The sequence below is a fragment of the Amycolatopsis sp. NPDC043887 genome, assembly GCF_056435665.1.
The window spans coordinates 601,109-624,858 of the sequence record NZ_JBWKEB010000001.1; the positions used below are offsets into that span (position 1 = coordinate 601,109).

24 protein-coding genes are annotated in these 23,750 nt (G+C 69.5%); 13 read left to right on the plus strand and 11 right to left on the minus strand.

The features are described 5' to 3' along the window. Positions 1-35: 35 nt before the first annotated feature. Positions 36-2,180, plus strand: a complete 2,145-nt coding sequence (locus tag AC069H_RS03005; RefSeq protein ID WP_478231150.1) for an AAA family ATPase — start codon at positions 36-38, stop codon at positions 2,178-2,180. Here the strand turns inward: AC069H_RS03005 and AC069H_RS03010 are convergent. The 4 genes from AC069H_RS03010 to AC069H_RS03025 all read right to left on the minus strand — a co-directional run bounded on the left by AC069H_RS03010 (position 2,161) and on the right by AC069H_RS03025 (position 7,306). Then, the gene (locus AC069H_RS03010) at positions 2,161-3,693 is read right to left on the minus strand and encodes a hypothetical protein (RefSeq protein ID WP_478231151.1); all 1,533 of its coding nucleotides are present in this window, start codon (positions 3,691-3,693) and stop codon (positions 2,161-2,163) included. The two genes, AC069H_RS03005 and AC069H_RS03010, sit on opposite strands and share 20 nt — an antisense overlap. Before the next feature lie 67 nt (positions 3,694-3,760). Next, positions 3,761-4,387, minus strand: a complete 627-nt coding sequence (locus AC069H_RS03015) for a response regulator (protein ID WP_034309658.1) — start codon at positions 4,385-4,387, stop codon at positions 3,761-3,763. Between the two features lie 9 nt (positions 4,388-4,396). Further along, positions 4,397-6,919 carry a M14 family zinc carboxypeptidase gene (locus tag AC069H_RS03020; protein WP_478231152.1) on the minus strand — a complete coding sequence of 841 codons (2,523 nt, stop codon included), beginning with the start codon at positions 6,917-6,919 and terminating at the stop codon, positions 4,397-4,399. 69 nt (positions 6,920-6,988) lie between these two features. Continuing rightward, positions 6,989-7,306 carry a nucleotide pyrophosphohydrolase gene (locus AC069H_RS03025; protein WP_126732489.1) on the minus strand — a complete coding sequence of 106 codons (318 nt, stop codon included), beginning with the start codon at positions 7,304-7,306 and terminating at the stop codon, positions 6,989-6,991. Between the two features lie 151 nt (positions 7,307-7,457). On the opposite strand from AC069H_RS03025, the gene AC069H_RS03030 reads away from it, so the two are divergent. The 5 genes from AC069H_RS03030 to AC069H_RS03050 all read left to right on the plus strand — a co-directional run bounded on the left by AC069H_RS03030 (position 7,458) and on the right by AC069H_RS03050 (position 12,165). Further along, complete coding sequence (locus AC069H_RS03030; RefSeq protein WP_478231153.1) at positions 7,458-8,351, plus strand: nitrate- and nitrite sensing domain-containing protein; 894 nt, start codon at positions 7,458-7,460, stop codon at positions 8,349-8,351. Next, complete coding sequence (locus AC069H_RS03035) at positions 8,348-9,661, plus strand: hypothetical protein (RefSeq protein WP_478231154.1); 1,314 nt, start codon at positions 8,348-8,350, stop codon at positions 9,659-9,661. Before AC069H_RS03030 ends, AC069H_RS03035 begins: the two co-directional genes overlap by 4 nt. A 166-nt stretch (positions 9,662-9,827) precedes the next feature. After that, positions 9,828-11,384: a DUF1841 family protein gene (locus tag AC069H_RS03040; RefSeq protein ID WP_478231155.1), complete on the plus strand. Its 1,557-nt coding sequence runs from the start codon at positions 9,828-9,830 to the stop codon at positions 11,382-11,384. Between the two features lie 68 nt (positions 11,385-11,452). Then, positions 11,453-11,752 carry a type II toxin-antitoxin system Phd/YefM family antitoxin gene (locus tag AC069H_RS03045; protein WP_478231156.1) on the plus strand — a complete coding sequence of 100 codons (300 nt, stop codon included), beginning with the start codon at positions 11,453-11,455 and terminating at the stop codon, positions 11,750-11,752. Then, a complete protein-coding gene (locus AC069H_RS03050) occupies positions 11,749-12,165 on the plus strand; it encodes a PIN domain-containing protein (RefSeq protein ID WP_478223780.1) in 417 nt (138 codons plus the stop codon). Before AC069H_RS03045 ends, AC069H_RS03050 begins: the two co-directional genes overlap by 4 nt. Before the next feature lie 65 nt (positions 12,166-12,230). Here the strand turns inward: AC069H_RS03050 and AC069H_RS03055 are convergent, their stop codons facing one another. The 3 genes from AC069H_RS03055 to AC069H_RS03065 form a co-directional block, all read right to left on the minus strand. Then, positions 12,231-12,401, minus strand: a complete 171-nt coding sequence (locus AC069H_RS03055) for a hypothetical protein (protein WP_340685934.1) — start codon at positions 12,399-12,401, stop codon at positions 12,231-12,233. 530 nt (positions 12,402-12,931) lie between these two features. Continuing rightward, the gene (gene coaA / locus AC069H_RS03060; RefSeq protein ID WP_340685933.1) at positions 12,932-13,864 is read right to left on the minus strand and encodes a type I pantothenate kinase; all 933 of its coding nucleotides are present in this window, start codon (positions 13,862-13,864) and stop codon (positions 12,932-12,934) included. A gap of 157 nt (positions 13,865-14,021) precedes the next feature. Then, complete coding sequence (locus AC069H_RS03065) at positions 14,022-14,663, minus strand: macro domain-containing protein (protein WP_478223778.1); 642 nt, start codon at positions 14,661-14,663, stop codon at positions 14,022-14,024. A 97-nt stretch (positions 14,664-14,760) separates the two neighbouring features. Here AC069H_RS03065 and pheA point away from each other — a divergent pair, with 97 nt between their 5' ends. The 3 genes from pheA to AC069H_RS03080 all read left to right on the plus strand — a co-directional run bounded on the left by pheA (position 14,761) and on the right by AC069H_RS03080 (position 17,092). Then, positions 14,761-15,669, plus strand: coding sequence for a prephenate dehydratase (pheA, locus tag AC069H_RS03070; RefSeq protein WP_478231157.1), 909 nt, complete (start codon positions 14,761-14,763; stop codon positions 15,667-15,669). After that, positions 15,666-16,286: a histidine phosphatase family protein gene (locus AC069H_RS03075; RefSeq protein ID WP_478231158.1), complete on the plus strand. Its 621-nt coding sequence runs from the start codon at positions 15,666-15,668 to the stop codon at positions 16,284-16,286. The genes pheA and AC069H_RS03075 overlap by 4 nt, the downstream gene beginning before the upstream one ends. A 155-nt stretch (positions 16,287-16,441) precedes the next feature. After that, complete coding sequence (locus AC069H_RS03080; RefSeq protein ID WP_478231159.1) at positions 16,442-17,092, plus strand: DUF4232 domain-containing protein; 651 nt, start codon at positions 16,442-16,444, stop codon at positions 17,090-17,092. On the opposite strand, the gene AC069H_RS03085 is transcribed toward AC069H_RS03080, so the two are convergent. The 4 genes from AC069H_RS03085 to AC069H_RS03100 form a co-directional block, all read right to left on the minus strand. Beyond that, positions 17,089-17,526 carry a hypothetical protein gene (locus AC069H_RS03085; protein WP_478231160.1) on the minus strand — a complete coding sequence of 146 codons (438 nt, stop codon included), beginning with the start codon at positions 17,524-17,526 and terminating at the stop codon, positions 17,089-17,091. The genes AC069H_RS03080 and AC069H_RS03085 overlap by 4 nt on opposite strands. 61 nt (positions 17,527-17,587) lie before the next feature. Next, a complete protein-coding gene (locus AC069H_RS03090) occupies positions 17,588-18,847 on the minus strand; it encodes an MFS transporter (RefSeq protein WP_478231161.1) in 1,260 nt (419 codons plus the stop codon). 226 nt (positions 18,848-19,073) lie between these two features. Continuing rightward, the gene (locus AC069H_RS03095; RefSeq protein WP_093936420.1) at positions 19,074-19,424 is read right to left on the minus strand and encodes a metallopeptidase family protein; all 351 of its coding nucleotides are present in this window, start codon (positions 19,422-19,424) and stop codon (positions 19,074-19,076) included. A gap of 4 nt (positions 19,425-19,428) precedes the next feature. Then, on the minus strand, positions 19,429-20,409 hold the full coding sequence (locus tag AC069H_RS03100) for a septum formation family protein (protein WP_478231162.1): 981 nt from the start codon (positions 20,407-20,409) through the stop codon (positions 19,429-19,431). Positions 20,410-20,506: 97 nt separating this feature from the next. On the opposite strand from AC069H_RS03100, the gene AC069H_RS03105 reads away from it, so the two are divergent. From AC069H_RS03105 to AC069H_RS03120, 4 genes are read left to right on the plus strand one after another with little or no spacing between them, the layout of a single operon-like run. Beyond that, a complete protein-coding gene (locus AC069H_RS03105) occupies positions 20,507-21,115 on the plus strand; it encodes a hypothetical protein (RefSeq protein ID WP_478231163.1) in 609 nt (202 codons plus the stop codon). Next, positions 21,116-22,282, plus strand: a complete 1,167-nt coding sequence (locus tag AC069H_RS03110) for a glutathionylspermidine synthase family protein (protein WP_478223770.1) — start codon at positions 21,116-21,118, stop codon at positions 22,280-22,282. A 48-nt stretch (positions 22,283-22,330) separates the two neighbouring features. Beyond that, complete coding sequence (locus AC069H_RS03115) at positions 22,331-22,783, plus strand: DUF350 domain-containing protein (RefSeq protein WP_340685923.1); 453 nt, start codon at positions 22,331-22,333, stop codon at positions 22,781-22,783. Between the two features lie 55 nt (positions 22,784-22,838). Then, entirely contained in the window at positions 22,839-23,744 is a 906-nt protein-coding gene (locus AC069H_RS03120) for a haloalkane dehalogenase (RefSeq protein WP_478231164.1), read from the plus strand. Positions 23,745-23,750: the final 6 nt, after the last annotated feature.

Here is a 23,750-nt window from a genome sequence, read left to right on the forward strand (position 1 = left end):
AGCCTCGGTACCAGCCGTGACGAGGGGAACACGCCGTGTGGGAAGCCGTTCTGGGTGAGGCCGTGAAAGCGCTGGCGGTCGGCGCCGGCGGCGGGGTGAAGGACCTGGTGGCCAAGCGGCTCGCCCGCCGCCGCACCGCACAGGACGTCGAGGCGCTGCTCGCGGATCCCGGCGGCGCCGAGCGGGCGGTCCGGGAACTGGTCGAAACCGATCCCGAATTCGCCGAGCGGTTGCAGGAGATCCTCGCGGGAGACGGCACCGGTGTTCGCGATGTGCCGGGCGCGCCCGCGCATTTCGTCGACCGGGACAGGGAACGGCGAAGCGCCTCGGGGCCGGGCGTCCACGTCATCACCGGTCCGCGCGGGGCCGGGAAGAGCGCGCTCGTGTACCGGCTCGCGGACGACCTCCGCGACCGGTACCCCGATCAGGTCTATGTCGACCTCTCGGACTATCGCGACGGCACCGTGCTGCGCCGCTCGGAGGTGGCGACCAGGGTCCTGCGCGCGCTCGGGGTCGAGACGAATCTGGTGACCACGAACACCGCCGAGCTGTGGGCCCAGTACCGGTCGGTCACCGCCCGGCGCCGGTTCCTCCTGGCACTGGACAACGCCGAAGTGGCCACGGACATCCGCGAACTGATCCCCTCGTCACCGTCGAGCCTGGTGCTGGTGACCGCCATCCGCCAGGACGACGACCTGCTGGCCGGCAACGTCGCTCCGCCGATCGAACTGGACTCCCTCGAACGGGACTTCGCGCTCGAACTCCTCGGCAAGGCGTCGGATCGGGCGGCCATCGAGGCGGAACGCGACTCCGCCGCCGAACTCGCCGCGCTGTGCGACCACATGCCGTTCGCCCTGGTGCAGGCCGGCGTCCGGATCCGCAAACGCCTGCGGCGCGGCCCCGGCGCGGTCGCCTCGGTACTGGCCGATTTCCGGCGGACCGGGGTGCTCGGCGGAGTCGACGTCATCGCGATGGCGTTCGAGCAGTCGTTCGCCGAGCTGTCCACCGACGCCGCGGAACTCTGCGAGGTGCTGGCGGCCCATCCCGGCCCCGACTTCACGACGGCGTCGGCGACCGCGGTCTTCGGCGAACCCGCCGAAGACGCGCTCGACGAACTCGCGGACGCCGGGTTCCTGGCGCCCACGGGCACTCCCCGGCAGCGGCTGTTCAACCTGATCCGCGAGGGGGCGCGCCGGCGCGGGAGCCGGGACGTCGTGACCGATCGCGCGTTGGTCTTCTTCCGCGACCAGGCCGTCGCCGCGGACCACCTCACCAGCCCGGACCGCCTGCGCCGCTACGCGCCGATTTCCGTGCCCACCCCGGATTTCGAGCGGAAGGCGCCGCTCGACTGGGTCGAGGACGCCCGGGAAACCTATGGCGCACTGGCGTATCAGGCCTTCGAGCGGGAACGGGACGTCGAACTCGGGCAAATCTGCGGCGCGCTGGAAGTGCTCATGCTCAACCGTGGGCACCACCGGCTCTTCGCCCACATCAACCACTGGGGCCTGCTCGCGGCGAGGCGGCATGGCGATCCGGCCCTGACCACGAGGATCCTCAGCCAGCAAGGCCGTACTTTCTTCCTGCTGCACGATTTCGACCGTGCTCAGCCGCTGCTGGAGGAGGCTCTCGAAACGGTCCGGACCCTGGACGACCCGGCGCTGGAGTCGTCCGTGCAGGAGTTCTGCGGCCGGTTCCACGAAGAGAAAGGGCTCCTCCCGGCCGCCGCGGACTTCCTCCGGCGAGCCGTGACGCTGGACCGCGCGATGGCCGTAGCGGGCCGCCGGTCACTCGGCATCCACAGCCGCATGCTGGCGAACGTACTGCTGAAAGCCGGTGCGTACGAACACGTCTGGGCGTTGCTCGCCGAATCCGCACGGCAGTTCCCCGCGTCCGACAGCCGGAACCTCGGCCGGGTGTCGATGGTGCGGGCCAAGTACCTCCGGACGATCGGCCACTACGACGACGCCGAACGCGAATTGCTCGAGGCGTGGCGGCTGGTGTCCGGTGCGACGCAGTACACGGCCGAGTTCGAGGAGGAGTTCGGCAGGCTTTTCACGGCTCGGGGGGACCACGGCCGGGCGCACACGCACTTCCAGCGTGCCTGGCAGACGTACTTCGACGCGGGGCATCCGCGGGAGGCCGAGTTCCGTTCGGTCTTGGCTAACACCGGGCGACGGTGACCGGCTGCCCGTTGACCGCGTGCGTCCCTTCCACGTCCGCGTGCGAGACGAGCAGAAGGTAGAGATGACTCGCCAGCAGTGTCGGATCCGTTTCCGCTGACAGCAGGAAATCGCCGCGATCCCGGATCCGCGCGAGACAGCCGCCGGGGGCGGGAGCGGCGACGAGCCGGGCGAGCGGCCAGTGGGTGAGCAGCTCGTCGAACCGGCCCGGGTCCTCGGCGAACACGATGGCCGCACCGTCCAGGTCACGCAGGGTCGCTTGATCGGCGTGGGCGAGAACATGCCGGTGACGCAGGCCTTCCGGCCGGGTGGACGCGGGAAACCGGACCACTTTCCCGGTTTCGTCCCATCCGGCGGCGAGCGCGGCCACCGGATGGGTCACCGGTGCCGGAGCGGGCACGGGCGGGAAGACGGGACGGGGATCCGGCCGCTTCAGATCGAGGAGGTCGTAGAGCACATCGCCCAGCCGCGGACCGCTCGCGGCGTCCTCGACGGCTTGGTCGATGATCGGCCGGTAGCGATCCGGCACATGGTTCGCGATGGTCGCGTCGATCTGCTCGCGCAACCCCGTTTCCGCCACTTCGGCCGTGGCCCGCGTCAGCATCGCGAGGGGCGAGTCGTCCACCGTCGTGATCGCGGCGGACGGGGCGAGGAGGACGGGTTTGCCCGCCGCGGCGGCGTACAACGCGGCGGAACCCTGATCGGAGAGCACGCAATCCGCCGCCAGCAGCGCGGCTTGCCAGCCGTGGTCCGGGGGAATGAGCGTGAGCCCCGCGGCGAGTTCCGGGCGCAGCCACGACTCCAGCTGCCACGGGCCGTGCGCCGCCCACACCCCGGGATGCAGGGTGAGGACGATCTGGTAGTCGTCGAGCGGCAGTTCGGTCAGCAGCCGGTGGGGCAGGTGCGGATACCTGGCGTAGAGCGAATGCCTGCCCCAGGTCGACGCGATCGCGACGACCTTCCGGTTCCCGGCGCCGAGCGCCGCGCGGTAGGTCGCCACCCGGTGCCTGCTCGCCATCATCCGGTCGCGACAGGGATCGCCGACGACGACCGCCCGGTCCAGCGCCTCCGGGCAAGCCGACTTCAGCTGTTCCCGTTGCACGGAGTGCGAAAGCGCGATCGCCGCCGGGATCACCCGGTCGTGGCGCAGGAGCCGATCCGGGTCCATCCCCGACGTGACTCGTCCGCCCGGGTAGTACTTCTGGTAACCGATCCCGTGCGGCACCAGCAGAATCGGCCCGTTCAGCTCGTGAAGGGCGTCGTTCTCGCTCGCCGCGAGGATGAGGTCGAAGGTGTTCTTCGCGGCCTGTTCCCACGGGGTGACGGCGACACGCAGGGCCCGCAGCGCGTCACTCACCCCGGCCGAAAGGATCCCCGGCCGCGCCTCGTCGAAGGTGAAGGTCGTCTGGACCCGGAGATCGGCACTCGTCAGGGTCAGGATGTCCTGAAGCCGGTTCAACGTCGTCAACGTCCGGACGACCACGAGGAGCTGTCGTTCGGGAGCGTTGGTCAACCAGGAGCGGAATCCCGGGTCAACCGGACCTTCGGCCAAAACGACGGGGGGATGCTTTTTTCGCGCACTACCTGTCCCGGCGCGCGATCCACGCCGCGGCCTGCGTGCGGCGCTGCATACCCAGCTTCGCGAGGACCGACGTCACGTAGTTCTTCACCGTCTTCTCGGCGAGGAACAGGCGTTCCGCGATCTCGCGGTTGGACATGCCCTGCCCGATCAGCTCCAGCACCTCGCGCTCGCGTTCGGTGAGGGAACCGAGTTCGTCCTCGGGCGGATGCCGCAGCTTGTCGAGCACCCGTGCCGTCGACAGCGGGTCGAGCAGCGACCGGCCGGCCGCGACCTCGCGGACCGCGTTGACGACGTCCTGGCCGCGGACCTGTTTCAGCAGGTACCCGGCGGCGCCCGCCATGATCGCGCCGACCATGGCCTCCTCGTCGTCGAACGCGGTCAGCATCAGGCACTGCGGCGGGTTCGGCTTCGAGCGCAGCTCGCGGCAGAGCGCGATGCCGTCGCCGTCGCCGAGCCGCACGTCGACCACCGCGACGTCCGGCTCGACGTGCATCGCCACGGCCAGGGCCTCGTCGACCCCGCTCGCTTCGGCGACGACCTCGATGTCGGGCTCGTCGGTGAGGAGGTCACGCAGGCCGCGCCTCACCACCTCGTGGTCGTCGATGAGCAGCACCTGGATCGGCATACCCCCACGTTACTTCGCGGCGGCCCAGTAAATCGCCTTGGCCACCTGCGAGTACAAGCCCTTCGGGTGATCGCGGAACAGCGGTTCGGTGCCGAACAGCACCGCCCGCCCGCCGAGTCCCGAGGTCCCGGACACGACCGCGGCCTGTCCCGCCGCCTGCAGCGGCCCGCCCGTCCCGTCGTCCTGTGTCCGCCAATGGCCCGCGACCAGCGGATTCCCGCTCGCGTAGCGTTGCTCGACACTGACCGAGGAGCCGAGATCGGTGAACCAGAACGGTCCGTAGACGAACGAGTCCGGCAGCGCGCCGCCACCCACCGGGCCGGTCCCGTTGACCACCGAGACGACGCCGTTCCCGTCCTCCCAGCCCGCGACCGGACGCGCTTCGAGAAGTCCCACGTCGGTGTTGAACCGCGCGCCCGTGGCACCGCGCGTGACCACGCCGCCGCGAGCGAGGAAGGCACGCAGAGCGTCCTTCGCGGCCGGGTTGAGATCGGTGTAGCGCAGTCCTGATGAGACGAACAGCAGGTCCACCCTGGACCAGTCGAAGCCGGCGTTGAGCACCGCCGCGGACACCGGTCGTACGTCGAAGCCCATGTCGCGCAGCGCTTTCAGCTCGTCCGGCCCGACGGCGGCCGCGATGGTCTTGCGGGTCAACGGCGCCGCCGTCCCGTGTGCTTCGGTGAACCGGACGCCGTAGCGGTCCGCCACCTCGGCGGCCGCCGGGCGGGCCGACGCGGCGACGATGATCGTGCCGTCGTCCGCACGTCCCAGCGCGAGGCCCCGGTTCAGCAGGTCGTTGACGGCGCTGACGTCCTTGCCGTCGACGAGCTTCAGCGCGAGGTCACGGCCGGGCGCGGCGTCGATGCCGCCGGTCGGCGACGCGGCGACGACGTCGTGCGCCCGGACGTCGAGCCTGCCTTGCTTCACGATGTCGACCGACGCGCCCCACAGCAGGCGGTGGCTCCAGCCGGAGATGTCGTACATGACCGGCACCTTCGCCGAGATGTCGCTGCCCTGTTCCAGCATCACGTTCGCCAGGCCGCGTTTCGGCTGGTGCATGTCGACCACGTACGAACCGGCCGGATACCGGCGCCCGGCCAGCGAGAACGGGCGATCCGCCTGCCGCACGCGGACGTCGTTGGCCACCAGGTGGTCGACGAGACGCGAAGCGGCGACGGCCGAACGCTGGTCCGCGCCGGCGGGGATGACGTACGCGCGCGGGAACTCCGTGCGGTAGCGGTCTTCCGGCCCGAAACCGGGCACGAATCCGTCGGGGATCTCACGCTGCGCCTCGCCCGCCGTGCCGCGGCGGAACATCTCGATCTGGTTCGCGATGAGCTCACCACGGTTGCGGTCGACGTACCGCAGCGTGCTGCCGATGGTGGCTTCGACGACCTCGGTGTTGATCACCGCGCGCCGCTGGAGCTCCGCCACCGGCCGCGTTTCGTAGTCGGCGTTGTTGACCCGCATCGGGAACTCGATCGTGAAGGACACCGCGCCGTGGTACATCGCGTACTGGGCGGTGTAGATCGGCGCCCAGCCGTCCCAGCTGCCGGGTTCGTAGTCGCGGAACGGGATCTCGGGTTTCGCCGTTTCCGGCCGTCCGAGCGCCTTGACCGCCTGCTCCATGCCGAGCCCGTTGGCGTACCCGTGTTTGATGTAGAGGTCGAAGTCGTAGTTCTGGCCGTGCGGCGGGGTGGTCGGTTCGATGAGCGTGTTCGCGACGTAGCCGTGTTCGTCCAGCATCATCAGCGGCTGCTTGCCGATGGCGATCCCGCGCATGGCCCGCACTTCCGGCTGCGACGCGGTGACGAAGTCGCGGTTCGGGTCGAACCCCTGCGACGTCTGCCGCGTACCGGCGACGCGACCGTCCGGATTGGCCGTGACGTTGAAGTAGAAACGGTTCCGTTTCAGCAGTTCGGCCGTCGTGCGATCGGTCGACGTCGCCAGCTTCTCGATGACGCGGAGCGCGCCGTCGGTGCCTTCCCATTCGTTGCCGTGGATGTTGTTGTTGATCCACACCGGCGCCTTGTAGCCGTGGCGCAGGAACGGGTCGCGCGCGGCGCGGGCCGGGTCGTTCTCGATCAGCGAGCGCCAAGCGTCCTGCCGCCGCGTCTCGGCGGGACTCTCCGGCGCGGTGAGCGTCACCAGGTAGAGGTCCCGGCCGAGGCCCGACTGTCCGGCGATCTCGACCGAGATCCGGTCGCTGCGCGCCTGCAACGCGTTCAGTTTCGGCGCGATCGCGTGATACGGCGCGAGGCCGAGCTTGATCGACTTGTCGGCCGTGTTCTCCGGGTACACGCGCAGCTGGGTCTTGCGCGGATAGCCGGAACGGTCGCCCGCGAGGTTCTCGCCCGCCGCGGCCCGCGCGACGCCCATCGGCTGATCGGTCGCGGCGACTTCATTGCGTTCCGGCCCGTTGCCGGGGTCCCGATGCGGTGCGGTCGGTGGCGGCGCCGCGTACGCCGGCGCGGCGACCGCGCTCAGGGACAACACGAGGGCCAGGAACACGGTGCGGGCCGAACGCGACAAGGGGCCACCTCCAGGGACGTCGGCACAGTGTTTCCGCCGAACGAACGCCCCACAAGACCCGAAAGGCGGCTAACCGGGCGCCGGGAAGCGGATTTCGTTCCGGTCGATCTTGGCGTTCGCCGCCTCGATCAGGTCCACACCGAGGCTGTTCGCGAGCTGGAGGAGGTACAGCGTGACGTCGGCGATCTCGTCGACGACGTTGTGTGCCAGTTCAGGGTCGGAGCGCCACTCCGCGGACTCCTCCGGGGTGAGCCACTGGAACAGCGAAGTCAGCTCGCCGACTTCGCCGGACAGCGCCATGACCAGGTTCTTCGGTGTGTGGAACGGTTCCCAGTCCCGTGCCGCGGCGAAGTCGCGGAGACGCTGGTTGAGGTCGTCGAGTGTCACGTGCCGTGCCTACCAGATCGTCACGGTGCGCTAACGGCCGTATGGCGGACGAGCGTTGACGTGCAAAGTGCAAATTGCATAACGTCGGCCGGCGTCGGGAGACCGATCCGGAAGGAAAGTCTTGACGTATCAGCGAAGCCTTCGGTCTCGCATGCTCTCCATCGCGTTCGTGCCGAGCGCGGCCTTGGTGCTCGTCGCGTTGTTCATCGGCGGTTTCCTCGTCCAGCAGGCCATCGAGGACCGCGACGACGCCGAGAACGGAGCGGTCACCCTCGCCGGGGCGAGCCGGGTGATCGCGTCGCTGCAGCGGGAGCGGGCGGTCGCGTTGAAGGCGCCGGGCAGCCGCTCCGCCACCTACACCGCGTACGCCGATCGCATCGACACCTCGCTTTCCTCCCTGCGCGAGATCGCCCGGGCCGCCCCTGACGCCGAGGTCGGCTACCAGCAGACGATCGCCGTCGAACTGCTCACCGCCGTCGAAGGCATGGACCGCAGCGATTCCCTCGCGGTCGCCGGGATCGACGACGCGGGGCGGCGCGACTACGCCGCCGCCGTGGGCGCCTACCGGTCCAGGCTCGACGCGATCGCCGGAAAACTCACGGAAAGTAGCCGGAAGACCTACCGGGATCTCGTCGGGAGCGAGGACTGGGGCCGGTTCCGCGCGGTCGAATCCGCGTTGAGCGCGGCCACGCCGCCGCCTGTCGGCCAGGACGCCTGGCGGGTCGCGGCCGGCGTCGTCGGCCGGACCCTCGGCGACCTCGCCGCGCGCCAGATCGAGTACTCGGCGCAGCTCGCGATCGACGGCGGGCGCCGGGTGCTGAGCGGCGCCCTCGCCGCCGCCGCGGCGATTTCGCTGCTCGCGGCGGTGGTGATGGCGATCGTCATGCAGCTCGCCCGCCGGCTGCCGATCCCGGCCGTCCGCTGCCCTTCGCGCCTCGAAGCGACGCCGCTGACCTGGTCACACCTGGTGAGCGATTACGCCGAAAAGAGCACGCTGTTGGCCCACACGAGTCGGCGAAGCGGTCGGGCAGACTTGTCCGGGTGAGTTCCCCGACGGATCTGCGCCCCTACCTGCGTACCTTGGACGCGGAAACGCTGGCGGACCTGCTGCACGCCCAAGCCGAGCGTGACCCTGCGTTACGGCAGGCCCTGGAGAACCGCTTCGCCACCCAGGGGAGTGACGTCGCCGAGGCGCACCGCCTCCTCGACACCGCCGTGCTGGCGGGCAACGTCGAGTACGCCGCGAAGGTCGGCTCCGTCCTCGACACGCTCCAGCGGCTTCTCGACGCCGGCAGCCGGGCGGATCTCGCTCCGCTCGCCCGCCGGACCGTGGACGACATCAGCGAGATGCTGGAGCAGATCGACGACGCCTCGGGCGAGGTCGCGGACCGGCTGGACCGGGCCGTCGAGCTGTACGCGCGGGCCTGCGTGGCGCACCCGCCGGATCCGGAGAGCCTGGCCGCCTGGATCCTCGAAGTGGAGTTCGACGGCCCCGGCTGGCCCGTCATCGAGCTGGCCGACTTCGCCTCCGCGTTGGGGGACAAAGGAATCGCGCGGATAAAGTCCACTGTGGATGGTGTGTTGGCGGAGCATCCGTCCGGGGCGAAACGCGAGACCGCCGAGCGGTTGCGCGAGGAGCTGGCGGAGGTGTCCGGCGACGTCGACGCGCTCGTCGCGATCCTCGCCGCCAAGCCGCCGCGGGTGGACGTCAGCCTCAAGATCGTGCGCGTGCTGCGCGCGGCGGGGCGGCACAGCGAGGCCATCGCGCATGCGGCGCGGGCGCTCACGCACGACAAGAAGGAGGAGGCGCCTCCGCTGGAGGAAGAGCCGGTTCCCTTGTCGCGTAGGGACTTCGACGAGAACCCCACGGCCGCGACGTACCTCGCGCTGCGCGCGGAGTCGCTGGAAACCGGGCGCTGGGTCGCGCAGCGGAAGACCGCGCTGGCCAGGTTGCGTGAACTCGCCGCCGGGAGCACGGAGGCCGCCGACGAACTCGTCCGCGCGTTGCTCGGCGAGGACCGCGCCGACGAGGCATGGCGGGCGGCCGTGCGCTTCGAGGCGTCTTTGCCGGTGCGTGTCGAACTCGCGGATTCCCGTTCCGTCGCCCATCCGGCCGAAACCATTCCCGTATACCGGGACCATGTCGAAGAATTGATCACGCGGAAGGATCCGAACGCCTACCGCGAGGCGGCCCGGCAACTGCGCAAACTGCGCACGGCGCACAAAAAGGCCGGTACAGCTGAAGAATTCAGCTCGTACCTCGGCACATTGGTGGAAATACACAAACGCAAGACCCGGCTGATCGCCGAGGTCAAAGCGGCGAGAATCGCGATTCCCAAACCGGTCAGGGCGTAACCGCGCCCGTCGCCTGTCGTTGTTCGCAGTGAACCGAGGAAACCCGGCGAAGAGGGTGAAGTCGCGGTGGTCGGTGAACCGGTGTCCGCCCGCGTCCGGGACTCCGTGTTCCGCGCCCGCGACCACCGCGACGAGCCCGGCCGGGTCCGCGTGAAAACATGTCGCCATGAGTCCGGTCAGCCGTGCGCGCAAGAAGGCAGCCCAGCCCTCCACTCCGAGTGTGACGGGCCTCTTCAAGGACGTCCTCCGGGACTTCTCGACCCTTGGTGCCGAACCCGAGGTGCTCGACGTCGAGCTGCTGACCTCCGAGGTGCTCGGCCAGTGGTGGGAGATCGAGCTCGAAGAGGACGAAACGCCGCTGGGCCTGGAGCTCATCGCGTTCGCCGAGCGGAAGATCACCCCCGCCGCGGCCGCGCTGCTCGCCGGGCTGAAGGTCTTCGCCGAGACCGAGGAGGAGCGCGAGGCGGCCGCTTCGGCGCTGAACACCGTGCTGGGCCGCGGGATCCCGGAGCCGGAATGGGTGGCGGAGCTGGCCGCGGTGACCATCGGGGAGTGCTGGCGGACCGGTGACGTCTTCGGCGACGAGTCCTCCCTCCTGTGCGTCTTCTCCCGCGGCGGTGCCGAGCACGGTTTGCTCGCGCTGGTCGACTTCACCGAGGGCGGCCGGATCCGCGACGTCGTCGTGGTCGACAAGCCGCAGGACGTGCTGGCCGAGATGCGGCAGCAGGCCGCCGACGACCCGGAGCTGGTCACGCTGGAGCGGGTGCTGCCCGAGCGTGCCCACCAGCTGCTCGCGGACGGGCTGGCCGCGACGGACGTCGTCGAAGAGCCCGACGTCAGCGAGGACTACGCGCGGTTCCACGCGCTCGCGCTGGCGTGGATCCGGGCGCTGCCCGCTCCCGAGCCGTCGCCCGAGATCACCGAATGGCCCGAGCAGGTCCGCGAAGAGGTCGTGGCCGACTTCATCGGGTCCGGACTCGTCGAGGACACGGAGGCGACGCGGTTCTACGCGCGCTTGCTCGTCGACTACGGCTGTGAGACCGAGCCGGGCAGCCCGCTGCGGGTCGGCCCCGAGAAGCTCGCCCGGTTCCTCGAATCACTGCTGGACGGCGAGTTCGAGATCGACGAGGCCCACGAGGACGCGCTGGAGCCCGCCCTGCTCGGCTGGGTCACCTGGGCCGCCGACCGCGCCGGACTCCCCGAGGCCGCGCGTGTCGCGCTGCTGGAGAGCGCGACCGAGTTCCTGGAGGAATTCGCGCAGGACGAGGATTCCGCGCTCGACGTCTACTTCGACGGCTCCGAGGGGATCGAAGACCCGGCGGACCTCGCGGAAGCCCTGGCGCGCCGGATGTTCGCCGTCCCGACGGTCTACGCGGAGATCGGTGACGAGGAGCTGGAGCTCGAACCCGCCGACCCCGAACAGCGCCGCCTGCTGGTGATCGGCGAGCACCCCGAATACCACGAGGCGCTGGCCGAGGAGAACTTCGACGGCGAACCGCGGATGCGGCTCGCGCTCAAGACCACGATCGTCGACCAGCTCTGGGCCGACGAGCCCGCCGAGGTCTGGCAGGCCGTGCGGCGGCTGAGCGAGACCGGGCAGGAGCGCGAGGAGATCTTCGACCGCCTCATCGACGCGCTGTCCGCCCAGCTCACCGAAGCGGGCGAGCACGAGATGGACTACGACATCGACGACTATCGGAAGGCGCTCGGCGAGCTCGCCTGACACCCGTTTTCCCCGGTCACACCCCTCCAGCCCTTGCCAACCCACCTAGTTCTGTCTAGTCTGTCTAGATGGAAGCAGCAACCTGGCAAGTGCAGGACGCCAAGCAGCGGCTGAGCGAGCTGCTGCGCCGAGCCGCGTCCGATGGGCCGCAGTTCGTCACGAAACATGGGGAGGAGGTGGCCGTGGTGCTGGACATCGTGGATTACCGCAGGTTGACCGGAAGTGGCGAAGCCGTCGATTTCAAGCTCGTGCTCTCCGGGGAGCAGCATCATCCCGAGTACGGGGAGGCGCTGGCCGACGTACTGGAGGAGATCGCCGCCGAACGAGCGGAAGACCTGCCGAGGGATGCCGTGGAGGTGAGCGGGTGAGCTTTCTGCTGGACACGAACATCGTGTCCGAGGCTCGGCGCCGCACGCCGAACCCGGGTTTCGCCCGGTGGTGGGGAGGGGTGTCGTCGAGCAGGCTCTATCTGAGCGCGCTGACGGTGGGGGAAATCGAGAGGGGGATAACGAAACTCAGGCATCGAGGGGAGCGGGACAGGGAGCGTGCGGAGGCGCTGGCCGATTGGCTGGCCGGGCTCACCGCGCAGTTCTCGGAACGGATCCTTCCGGTGACCGCCGAAATCGCGGCCGAATGGGGCAGGCAGTACGCGCCGCGGAAGGTGCCGTCGATCGACGGGCTGATCGCCGCGACCGCCCGAGTCCACGAGCTGACCCTGGTCACCAGGAACCTCGCCGACATGGCCGGGCTCGGCGCGCAGGTGCACAATCCGTTCGATTGAGCCGAGCTCCGCGGGGATCAAGACGTCCGGACGCCTTGATCGGCCGGAGTTCAGCTCACCGGGGTTCAGCCCAGCGGTGCCGCGGGAGTGCCCTTGCTCTCCGTGACTGGTGGCTTCTTCCGGCGACGGTCACCGCGGGCGTCGTCGAAGTCGACGACGAAGGCGCCGGCGGCCATGGCCACCAGGAGTGCGAGTCCGAGAATCGAGCCGACCCAGGTCAGGATGGTCGAGAACATCGTGAGCCTCCTCCCTGCTCAAGGTCCTTTCGAGACCTCGTGAACTCCTGACACAAGGGTCGCCTCGGGGGGCGGTAGCCGGTATCGGCCAACCGGTTACACGTACTGAGCGTGGATCGGCCGATCGGCCGAGGAAAGCCACCGGCCGACAGCGGTGCGCGACCGGCGGGCACCACCGGCTCTCCCGTGGTGCGAAGGCTGGTCCTTGTGAGGGAACAGCCGGAAGCCGACCGCGTGAACGGCTTACGGCGAAGTGATCTTGGCCGTCGTCGTGAACGTTCGCCGTGAGTAGAGAATCCGTGGGTGCCCGGTTACGCGGCGTTGTGGTCTCGAAGACGTGACACTCGTGATCAGAGCCGGAACTCGCGTACTGGGCGCCGGACTCTGGTGTGCGGAGTCCGATCACGCGAGTTACGCCTTCGATCACGCGAGTTCCGCCTTCGATCACGCGAGTTACGCCTTCGATCACGTGAGTTACGGGTCCGATCACGCGAGTTCCGCCTTCGATCACGTGAGTTGCGGCTCCGGCCTCAGAGCTTGCGCAGCCGGACCCGGTTGATCGCGTGGTCGGCGTCCTTGCGGAGGACGAGGGTCGCCCGGGGCCGCGTCGGTTTGATGTTCTCCATCAGGTTCGGCTCGTTGATCGTGCGCCACAGGTGGCGTGCCTCGGCACGGGCCTCGTCGTCCGGGAGGCCGGCGAAGTGGTGGAAGTGCGACGCGGGGTCCGCGAAAGCGGTGTGCCGCAGCTTGAGGAAGCGCTCGATGTACCAGCGTTCGATGTCGGTCGTCGGCGCGTCCACGTAGATCGAGAAGTCGAACAGATCGGAGACAGTGAGCCGAGGGCCGGGCTGAAGGACGTTCAACCCTTCGAGGATCAGGATGTCGGGCCGCTGAACGACCTGTTCCTCGTCGGGAAGGATGTCGTAGGCGAGGTGCGAGTACACCGGAGCGCTGACCCGGTCCGCCCCGGACTTCACCTCGGTGACGAACCGCAGCAGCGCCCGCCGGTCGTAGCTTTCCGGGAAACCTTTGCGGTGCATGATCCCGCGCCGCACCAGTTCCGCACGCGGGTAGAGGAAGCCGTCGGTGGTGACCAGGTCGACCCTGGGGTGATCCGGCCAGCGGGCGAGCAGGGTGCGCAGGATGCGCGCGGTGGTCGACTTGCCGACGGCGACACTGCCCGCGATCCCGATGATGTACGGCACCTTGGTGCCCCGACTGTCTTCACCGAGAAAGGTGGTGGTGGCCTCGTACAACCGTTGCCGGGCGGCGACCTGGAGATTGATCAGCCGGGAGAGCGGCAGATAGACCTCGGCGACCTCGGCCAGGTCGACCTGTTCGCCGAGACCGCGCAGCCGCAGCAGTTCCGCGGCGGTCAGCGGCAGAGGAGTCGACCTGCGCAACTCGCGCCACTGCTCACGGTGCAGCTCGACGTAGGGACTGAGCTCACGGACCCGCGGCATCGCACACTCCTCGCCCGTCGCCTGCGCTGGCGCCGTACAAAACCGTGTTGACGAGTTCTCGGCGGGTGAACGTGCCTCGAACCGGATGAAGCCGCTTTAACGGTAGGGCTTACGGCTCGTGAACGCGCTGCGATGTGATGTACCCCGCTTCAGGGCGTTACCATCCGTTACGGGTACGGCCCGGCGTGAAGACCTCGTTCCACGCGGCGGCGACCTGCCGTGCGCAGGACGCGGGCGCGACCTCGCCGAAGCCGGTACCGAGTCCGGGCATCGCGATCGTGTGCACGAGATCACGGACCCGGCCCTGGTCGAGCCTGCCGTCGCGCCACTGCTGGAACACCGCCCTGGCGGCCAGGTACGGATGCACGGTGTCACGCGGGAGGCGTTCGCCGGGTTCCCGCGTCGTCGGCGCGCTGATCAGCCAGGCGGGCTCGGCCTCGCCGGTGGGCACGATAACCGCTTCGCCGATCGGGAGCTCCCCGCCGTGGTAGGCGAGCACGGCGCTGCGCACGTTCTGCTCGACCTCGGGATAGGCGCGGGCGTACACGGCGTCGATGCCGCCGCGCATCCAGCCGTAGGAGTTCGCGGGGCTGACGACGGCCTGCGCGACGACGTCGAGAACGGACCCGCGGTGCACGAAGACCCGGCCGTCCACAGTGTCCGCGACGGTCGTCCAGGCTTGTGCGAGCAGGTCATCGACGGCGCAGAGCACCAGCTCCGGAGTGGGGCGGTCCGACGGGGGAGCGAAGGAGGAGCCGGTGTCCTCGTGGCCGGTGCGCGTGCCCGGTTCGGCGGTCACGCGCTAAGCATGGCAAAAAAAGCCACCCGGCGTAACCGGTGCGCGTACCGGCTGTCCGAGTGAAAGTCGCCATCCACGCCGTGCGTAATCTGGCGGGGTGTCACGGATCGCTTACTTCGGCCCCCAGGGAACCTTCACCGAACAGGCCGCGCGCCGGCTCGCCCCCGGGGAGGAGCTGATCCCGGCGGAGACCATCCCGGCGGCGCTGGCCGCGGTGCGCTCGGGCGCGGCCGACGCCGCGTGTGTCCCGATCGAGAACTCCGTGGAGGGCGCGGTCACCGCCACCCTCGACAGCCTGAGCGAGGCCGAGCCGGTCGTCGCGGTGGCGGAGGTGCTGCTGCCGGTCCACTTCAGCGTGCTGACCCGGCCGGGCACCACCGAGATCCGCACCGTGGCCAGCCATCCGCACGCGCTCGCCCAGGTCCGCCACTGGGTCGAGGCGAATCTGCCGGGGGCGCGCCCGGTCGCCACGTCGTCCACGGCGGCGGCCGCGGTCGCGGTCGACGCGGGCGAGTTCGACGCCGCCGTCACCGCGCCGGTCGCCGTCGAGCACTACCCGCTGGAGGTGCGGGCCACCGAGGTCGCCGACGTCCGCGACGCCAAGACCCGGTTCATCCTCGTCCGCACGCCCGGTGAGCTGCCGGAGCCGACCGGGGCGGACCGCACGTCGATCGTCGCCGCCGCGACGAACCGGACCGGCGCCTTGGCGGAACTGCTCACCGAGCTGGCGGTCCGCGGGATCAATCTCACCAAGCTGGACGCCCGCCCGACCAGGAACAACTTCGGCGAGTACCGCTTCTTCGTCGACTTCGAGGGACATGTGGCAGAGTCCCGGATCGGCGACGCGCTGGCCGCGTTGCGCCGCCGGTGCCGGAACGTGCGGTTCCTCGGCTCCCACCCGCGCGCGGACAACGGCACGACCGAGATCGAGCCGGGCGCCGCCAACGAGGATTTCACCGACGCGATCGCCTGGGTCGAGTCGGTACGGAAGGGAGCACAGGCGTGAAACTTCTCCTCGTCCGCCACGGCCAGACCGACGGCAACGTGCGGGGCGCGCTCGACACGGCGCTGCCGGGGCCACCGCTCACCGAGCTGGGCCGCGAGCAGGCCCAGGACCTCGCGAAGCGGCTGGACGGCGAGCCGATCGTCGCGGTCTACGCCTCGCAGGCGATCCGCGCCCGGCAGACCGCCGCGCCGCTGGCGGCGAAACTCGGCTTGGACGTCCAGGTCCTCGACGGCGTGCACGAGGTCGCGGCGGGCGACCTCGAAGGCAAGACGGACAAGGACTCGATCACGACCTACATGAGCGTCGTGCGCCGGTGGACGCTCGGCGAGCTCGACCCGCCGATCCCCGGCGGCGAGACCGGTGCGCAGGTCCGCGCCCGCGTGCTCGACGCGGTCGCCCGTCTGCGTGCCAAGCACGAGCAGGCCGACCCCGACGGCACGGTGGTGCTGGTGAGCCACGGCGGCGCGATCCGGCTGGGCGGCGAATGGCTCGCCGGGAACGTGACCGCCGAGGTCGCCAACCAGGGGCTCGTGCCGAACACCGGGATCGTCGAGCTCGTCGCGACCCCCACCGGCTGGAGCTGTCTCACCTGGGCGGAGGCCCCCGTCGAACCCTGACCAGGGACGTTTGCCTCCGCGCCCGCCGGGGAATACACCCCACAAGATCGATTAACACCTTGTGGGGAATTAACCGGTGGAGCGCAACCCCCACGGCGGACAACACGTCTACTGGACGGTGGGTCACCCGGCAGCGTCGGACTACAGGGAGGCGAATGACCATGGTTCGTTCGAAACTGATCTCCATCGGCGGTCTCGTCGCGGGTACCGCCGGGCTTCTGCTGCTCAGCGCCTGCGGTGCGGAGACCGCGCCCGTCGCGCAGAACACGTCCGCGTCGCCGTCCGGTTCGGCGCCGGACACCTCCGCCGCGCCCAGTGCGAGCTCTTCGAGCCCGGCGCCTGCCCCGCAGCCGGTCCAGCCGCCCGCACAGGCGCCGAAGAACGACGGGCTGTGCAAGGCCGGCGACGTCAAACTGTCCATCAAGGACAGTGACGCCGCCGCGGGCACGGTGTACCGCAAGCTCGTCATCACCAACGCGAGCGGACACCCGTGCACCGTCCAGGGCTTCCCGGGCATCTCGTACGTGACCGGCGCCGACGGCCACCAGGTCGGTGAGGCCGCGTACCGCGACGGCGCCAAGGGTGGCCCGGTCCAGCTCGCCAATGGGGAGAGCGCGATCGCCGACGTCGGTTTCGTGAACGTCCGCAACTACGACGAGGCGGTCTGCAAGCCCACCGAGACCCGAGGGCTGCGGGTGTACCTGCCGCAGGAGACGGCGTCGAACTTCGTGCCGGTGCAGGGACTCGGCTGCGCCGGGAAGATTCCTGGCAATCAGCTGACCGTCAAGACCGTCCACAAGGGCTAGAGCTGGGCGCAGAGCTGTTCGGCCTGCGCCAGATGCCGCTGTCCCGAAATCTGGTTGAAGTGCAGGCTGAACACCATCCGGCTGACCCCGTCGATATGTTCGGCCAGCGGCCGGTAGATGTCCTTGGCGGCGGCCGCCGCGGCGGAGAGTTCGCGTGCGGCCGTCATCCGGTGCAGGACTTCGGGGGCGAGGACGGCCACGGTCCGTTCGCCGGGTGCGGAGTCGGTGGTGTCCGGGATCGTGCCGACCCTCGCCAGCGCCGAGCAAGCGTGCTTCGCGTCTTCGAGCGCCCCCGCGTTGACGCCCGAGAGCGCCCACAGCATGCCGATCACGCCACCGCCGATCACGAAACCGGCGACGGCGGTCAATACCTGCGGCCTTCTCGAAGGTTCTGTCGTCCCCACGCCGGCCTCCGGCACCAGTGTCTGCTGCATCGCGGACCTCCCCGTCACCCGTGGCGGTGATGGGCTATTTCAGCACCAAAGGCCTTTGTTTTCACCGGTCTCGGTGGAGAACCCGCTCCTCCGTGGCCGATTCGTCATCGAAGGTTCCTTGCCGTAACGAGACGAACGCGAAACCGGCTACTCCGAACAGCAGCAGCCCGGACGTGAGGAACGTCCTGGCCGGGGAACCGAGGGCGTGGGTGAGGACGCCGCCGAGCAGGGCGCCCACCGGGATCGCACCCCAGACGACGGTGCGCCACACGCCGAGGACCCGGCCGAGCAGGTCGCCGGGGACGAGCGTGTGCCGCGCCGTCCCGAGCACGATGTTCACCGCGACCACGGCGGCCGCGAACAGGCCGAACAGTGCCGCACCCGCCACCGGCGAGCGCGTCAGGCCCATCCCGGTGAACGCCGCGCCGCAGCAGGCCGTGCCCCCGAGGAGCACCGCGCGCCGGCTGGTCGCCTTCACCAACCGAGGGGCGAGGGCCGCGCCGAGCAGGCCGCCGATGCCGCCGACGAACGCGAAGAGCCCGAAGGCCGCTTCGCTGAGACGCAGGTACTCGATCGCGTAGAGCACCAGCTGCGCCTGCGCGAGTTCGCTGACCAGGCTGATCAGCCCGGCGATGACGACCAGCCGCAGCACCAGCCTGCTGTGCTTCAGCCAGCGGAAACCCTCCGCCAGTTCGGTGCGGAGGCCGGCGGGCGCGTTGCCGGTGGCTCTCGGCCGATAGCTCCCGGCGAGTCCGATCAACACGGCGGCCGCGATCGCGAAGCCCACCGAGTTGAGCAGGAACGGGAACGTCGCGAAGAGCGCGAAGGTGGCGCTGCCGACCGGCCCGCCCAGGAAGGTCTGCCCCACGATCTCGCACGCCTGGAGCTTGCTGTTCGCGCTGTCGAGTGATCCCTTGCCGACGACCGCCGGGATGAGCACGTTCGCGGCGCTGTCGGCGACCACCTCCGCGAAGCCGATGAGCAGGGCGGCGGCGTAGACCAGCCAGATCGTCACTCCGCCCGCCGCGACCAGGGCGGCCGTCCCGCCGACGACGACCGCGCGGACGCTGTTCGCGAGGATCATCGCCCGCCGCCGGTCGATGCGGTCGAGCAGCGCGCCCGCCGGGAGCGCGAACAGCAGCCACGGCAGGAACTGGGTCGCCGAGAGGCCGGCGATGAGCAGCGGATCACGGGTCAGGGTGACCGCGAGCAGCGGGAACGCGACCTTGCCGATCCCGTCGCCGAGGTTCGACGCCGCGCTGGACGCGAGCAACCAGCGCAACCGCCGGTCACTCCTCCCTCGTGTCGCCGACTCGGTCATGGACCGCCTCCCCCGGGCATTCGCCGGCGCAGGCCGGCGACAACGTGTCGAAAAGTTTAGCGGGGGCTGTCGCCCAAAGTGGCTGGGTTGTTACGCCCAGTTAAAAATCCGGAGTACCCTTGGTGCTTCACGCACGAAAATCACCGACCATGCCGCCTTCGGCACGGAATCCACTGTGTACGTCTCGGGGGAGCAAGGGACCTTTGCTCTCGTCCGTCCGGCGGGCTCAGCCCCACCCGAGTTCGTGCAAGCGCGCGTCGTCGATGCCGAAATGGTGGCCGACCTCGTGGACGACCGTGATCAGCACCTCCTCGACGACGTCCTCCTCGGTGTCGCACATCTCCAGCAGCGGACGCCGGTAGATCGAGATCCGGTCCGGCAGCACCCCGCCGTACTCGTGGGTCCGCTCGGTCAGTGCGACCCCGTGGTACAGGCCGAGGATCGTGGGCGACTCCTCGTTGAACTCCTCCACGAGTACCACGACGTTGTCCATGGCGTCCGCGAATTCGGGCGGGAGCTCGTCCAGTGCCTCCGAAACCAGCTCCTCGAACCGCTGCTGGGTCATCTCGACGGGCACGCGATCACCCTCCGGTCTTCGGGGCCGAAGACGACGACGGCGGCGGGGTCTCGCCGGTGCCGACCTTGACGCTCCCGGTGACCGGCGCCAGCCCCTTGTTCTCCGGCAGGACCGCCGCCACCTTGCAGTTCACCAGCGTCGACCCGGCGTCCCAGCTCTCCTGCTCGCGGACGTCCCAGCTGAGGATGAGCTTCTTCGCCGCCAGGTCCGCGTTGCCGGTGTACTCCTGCGCGGCCGTCGAGCACTCGGTGTCCAGCCAGGTGTTCTGCTGCTCCTGCGACGGGTAGCCGTCCTTGAACTTCGTCTTGAGATCGAGCGTCGCGATGATCTCGTACGAATGCGTCTGCGCGCAGTCGATGGGGTCGCCGAAGCTGTTGTTGAGCAGCGCGAGGCAGGTGCCCGGCTCCCAGACGGCGGACTGGTCCTGTTCCTTCGCCGGCCCCTTGGTCGGCTGGAGCTTGCCGCCCTGGCCCGCCCACTGCAGACCGCACCGCAGCTGCCGGTCGCCGTCGGCCCACTGCGCGGGCGTCGGCCGGAGCAGGTTCATGCTCAGCTTGCCGTAGGGATCGAGGTTGCGGCCGAGGTACGGCTTGACGTCGATCGTGCACTGCGACCTGGAGATCTCCTGCCACTGCTCCAGGTTCGGGCTCGGCGCCCCCGGCGGGTACTGCGCGCCGATGTCGACGATGCTGGTGACCTCGAACAGGTGGGCCTCGGCGCACGGCACGCGCCGCGCGTCGGTGGCGTCCGGATTGTTCCAGGTCAGACAGGTGCCAGGAGGAGATTGGAACGCCTCGGCCGCGGCGGGCGACAGTTTGGGGGCGCCGCCGCCCGCACCGCCCTCCGGGCCCACGTTCCACGAAAACGCCACACTCAGCGAAAGCGCGATGATCGCGCCCGCGAACACACCGGCCATGACGAGCCGGGTGCGCAGGGTGCTCAGCGCGTTTCGCGGATCACGGAACCGCTCGGCCTGTTGAGACATCCACTCCATGATGCCCGCGCCGCACGTAAGGTGCGCGTACCGGGTGGTTAGTGTTGAGGTACGGATACTTGGCGGGCCGTCGATTACGGAGCTTTTGATGACGCAGGATGACAACCAGGGGGCACAGCCGCCTCAGGAGCCACCGAAGCGCGGCAGCATGCGGTTTCAGGACGAGACGACGCGGGTGCGGCAGCCGTCGCTGGCCGAGCAGCGGGCACGGCAGCAGGCGCTGGCCGAGCAGGAGCGCCAGGAGGTGCTCGCGGCCGAAGCCGCCCGCGCCGCCGAGAAGAAGTCTTCGACCAAGAAGAAGATCCTGATCGGCACCGGCGTGACCGTCGGCCTGGTCGGCTTGGTCGCGACGTTCTACACGGTCGCGAAGCCGGAAGAGGTCACGGCGGTCTGCGCCGCCAAGGACACGGAGATCATTCAGGACGACCGGAACTGCGACGAGAACTACGTCCGGTCGCAGGGCGGGTACGTCAGCGGCGGGTTCTTCTTCCTCCCCATCGGCGGTATCGGTGGGCCGACGCAGAGCTACCGCTACAACTACGGCGGGACCGGTCAGGTCGGGCAGCGCGTGTCCGGCGGCTCGTACACCGCGCCGTCGGGCGCGAACATCAGCACCAAATCGGGCAAGTCCGTCCAGCGCGGCGGGTTCGGCATCAGCGGCAAGAGCGGCGGCAGCGGCAAGAGCGGGGGCTCGTAGGTGTACCGGGATTCCAAGCCGCCCCGGCGGGACTGGCAGAACATCGTCGAAGAGCAGGGGCTGGTCTTCGGCACGCCCGCCCGCGACGGCTCCGGCAAGTCCCGGCCGTACTGGGACGAGTCGGTCCACTACGTCTTCGACATGGACGAGATCCTGTCCGTCGAGGCTGACGTCGAACTCCTGCACTCGATGTGCCTCGAAGCCGTCGACAACGTGATCACCACCGAGCAGTACCACCGCTTCGGCATCCCCGAGTGGGTCTGGCCGCATATCGCCGAGTCGTGGAAACGGCAGGATCCGCACGTCTACGGCCGCTTCGACCTGCGCTACGACGGCAAGAGCCCGGCGAAGCTGCTCGAGTACAACGCCGACACCCCGACCTCGCTGCTCGAGGCCGCGGTCCTGCAGTGGCACTGGAAGACCACGGTCTTCCCCGAGGACGACCAGTGGAACTCGATCCACGAGAAGCTGGTCGAGCGCTGGGGCGAGCTCGCCGACAAGCTGCCGTCCAACGAACTGCACTTCACCTGGTCGTCGGCCGATCCGTCCGGTGAGGACCACGTGACGACGGCGTACCTGCAGGAGACCGCGGCCGAGGCCGGGCTCGACACCGTCGGCCTGTCGATCGAGGAGATCGGCTGGGACCCGGTGCTCAAACGGTTCGTCGACCTCGAAGAGGCGCAGATGGCGACCGTGGTGAAGCTCTACCCGTGGGAATGGGTGGTCGACGAGGAGTTCGGCCGCTTCGCCGTCGAGACCATGCCGCGCACGCTGTGGGTCGAGCCGCTGTGGAAGATGATCCTCTCCAACAAGACGCTGCTCGCGATCCTGTGGGAGAACTACCCGGGGCATCCGAACCTGCTGCCCGCCTTCGCCGACGACCCCGGCCTGCTGACCGAGTACGTCCGCAAGCCGAAACTCGGCCGCGAGGGCGCGAACGTGCAGATCGTCGCCACCGGGTACGAGACGCAGACCGACGGTGTCTACGGCGCGGAAGGGTTCGTCTACCAGGCGTTCGACCCGCTCCCGGAGTTCCAGGGCTACCGGCCCGCGCTCGGCGCGTGGATCGTCGGGGACCAGGCCGCCGGCCTCGGCATCCGCGAGACCGCGGGTCTCGTCACCGACGACGGTGCGGCGTTCGTCCCGCACCGCATCGTCGAGACGTGATAGAAGCAACCGCACAAACCTGACATTCCTGACTCCTGGAGAACCCCTGTGACCACCACCCTTGCGCTGTCCGACACGTTCGGCTCCGACCTCGTGCGAGGGATCGGCGCGATCCTGTTGTACGGCGTCGTCGGCCTGCTGATGATGTTCGCCGGGTTCTGGGCGATCGACTGGACCACGCCCGGCAAGCTCGCCCAGCTGGTCACCCGCGGCCTGCCGAACGCGGTCATCGTCACCGCGTCGGGCCTGCTGTCGATGGCGTTCATCATCGTCGTGGCGATCGCGAACTCCGCCAGCGACCTGACCGAGGGGCTCATCACCTCGCTGGTCTACGGCCTGCTCGGCATCATCGTGCAGGTGCTCGCCGTCCGGCTGCTGGAGTGGGCGACCCGGATCGACGTCCGCTCGACGATCGAGAGCGAGAAGTTCGCCCCGGCCAGCATCGTCGTCGCGGCCGCGCACCTCGCCCTCGGCCTGGTCGTGGCCGTCGCCATCTCGTGATTTCCTGACGCACTGAAACCGGCATGGGCGCACGATTCCCACTAACGTGGGAGTCGTGCGCCTTTTAAGGACACCGGACGACCGGTTCTCGGACCTGCCCGATTTCGACTTCGAACCGCGCTACGCGGAGCTCGTCGACCTTCACGGCGGCGTGATCAGAGTGGGGTACGTGGAGGCCGGACCCGAGGACGGGCCGCCCGTTCTCCTGCTGCACGGCGAGCCCACCTGGTCCTACCTCTACCGCAAGGTCATCCCGGTGCTCGCCGACGCCGGGCTGCGCGCCATCGCGCCCGACCTGGTCGGCTTCGGCCGATCCGACAAACCCGGCGACATGGTCGACCACACCTACCAGCGGCACGTCGAGTGGATGCGCGCGTTCGCCTTCGACGTCCTCGACCTGACCGACGTCACCCTGGTCGGCCAGGACTGGGGCGGCCTGATCGGCCTGCGGCTGGTCGCCGAAAACCCCGACCGCTTCGCGCGGGTCGTCGCGGCCAACACCGGCCTCCCCACCGGCGACACCGACATGCCCGAACTCTGGCACAAGTTCCGCGACGCCATGGAGAACGCCCAGGTCATCGACGTCGGGCGGTTCGTCCAGTCCGGCTGTCAGACCAAGCTGTCCGAGGAGGTCCGCGCCGCCTACGACGCGCCCTTCCCGAACGAGATGTACAAGGCCGCGCCGCGCGCGATGCCGTCCCTGGTGCCGATCACTCCGGGCGATCCGGCCGCGGCCGCCAACCGGGCCGCGCTGAAGGTGCTTTCGGAGCTGGACAAGCCGTTCCTGGTCTCGTTCTCCGACGGCGACCCGATCACCGCGCCGTGGGGCCTCGAACTGCGGGGTTCGATGCGCGGTGCCCGCGAACTCGAGCATCCGACGATCACCGGCGCCGGTCACTTCCTGCAGGAGGACGCCGGTGGGCGGCTGGGCGAGGTCATCGCCCGCTTCGTCCGCTCCTGAACGCCA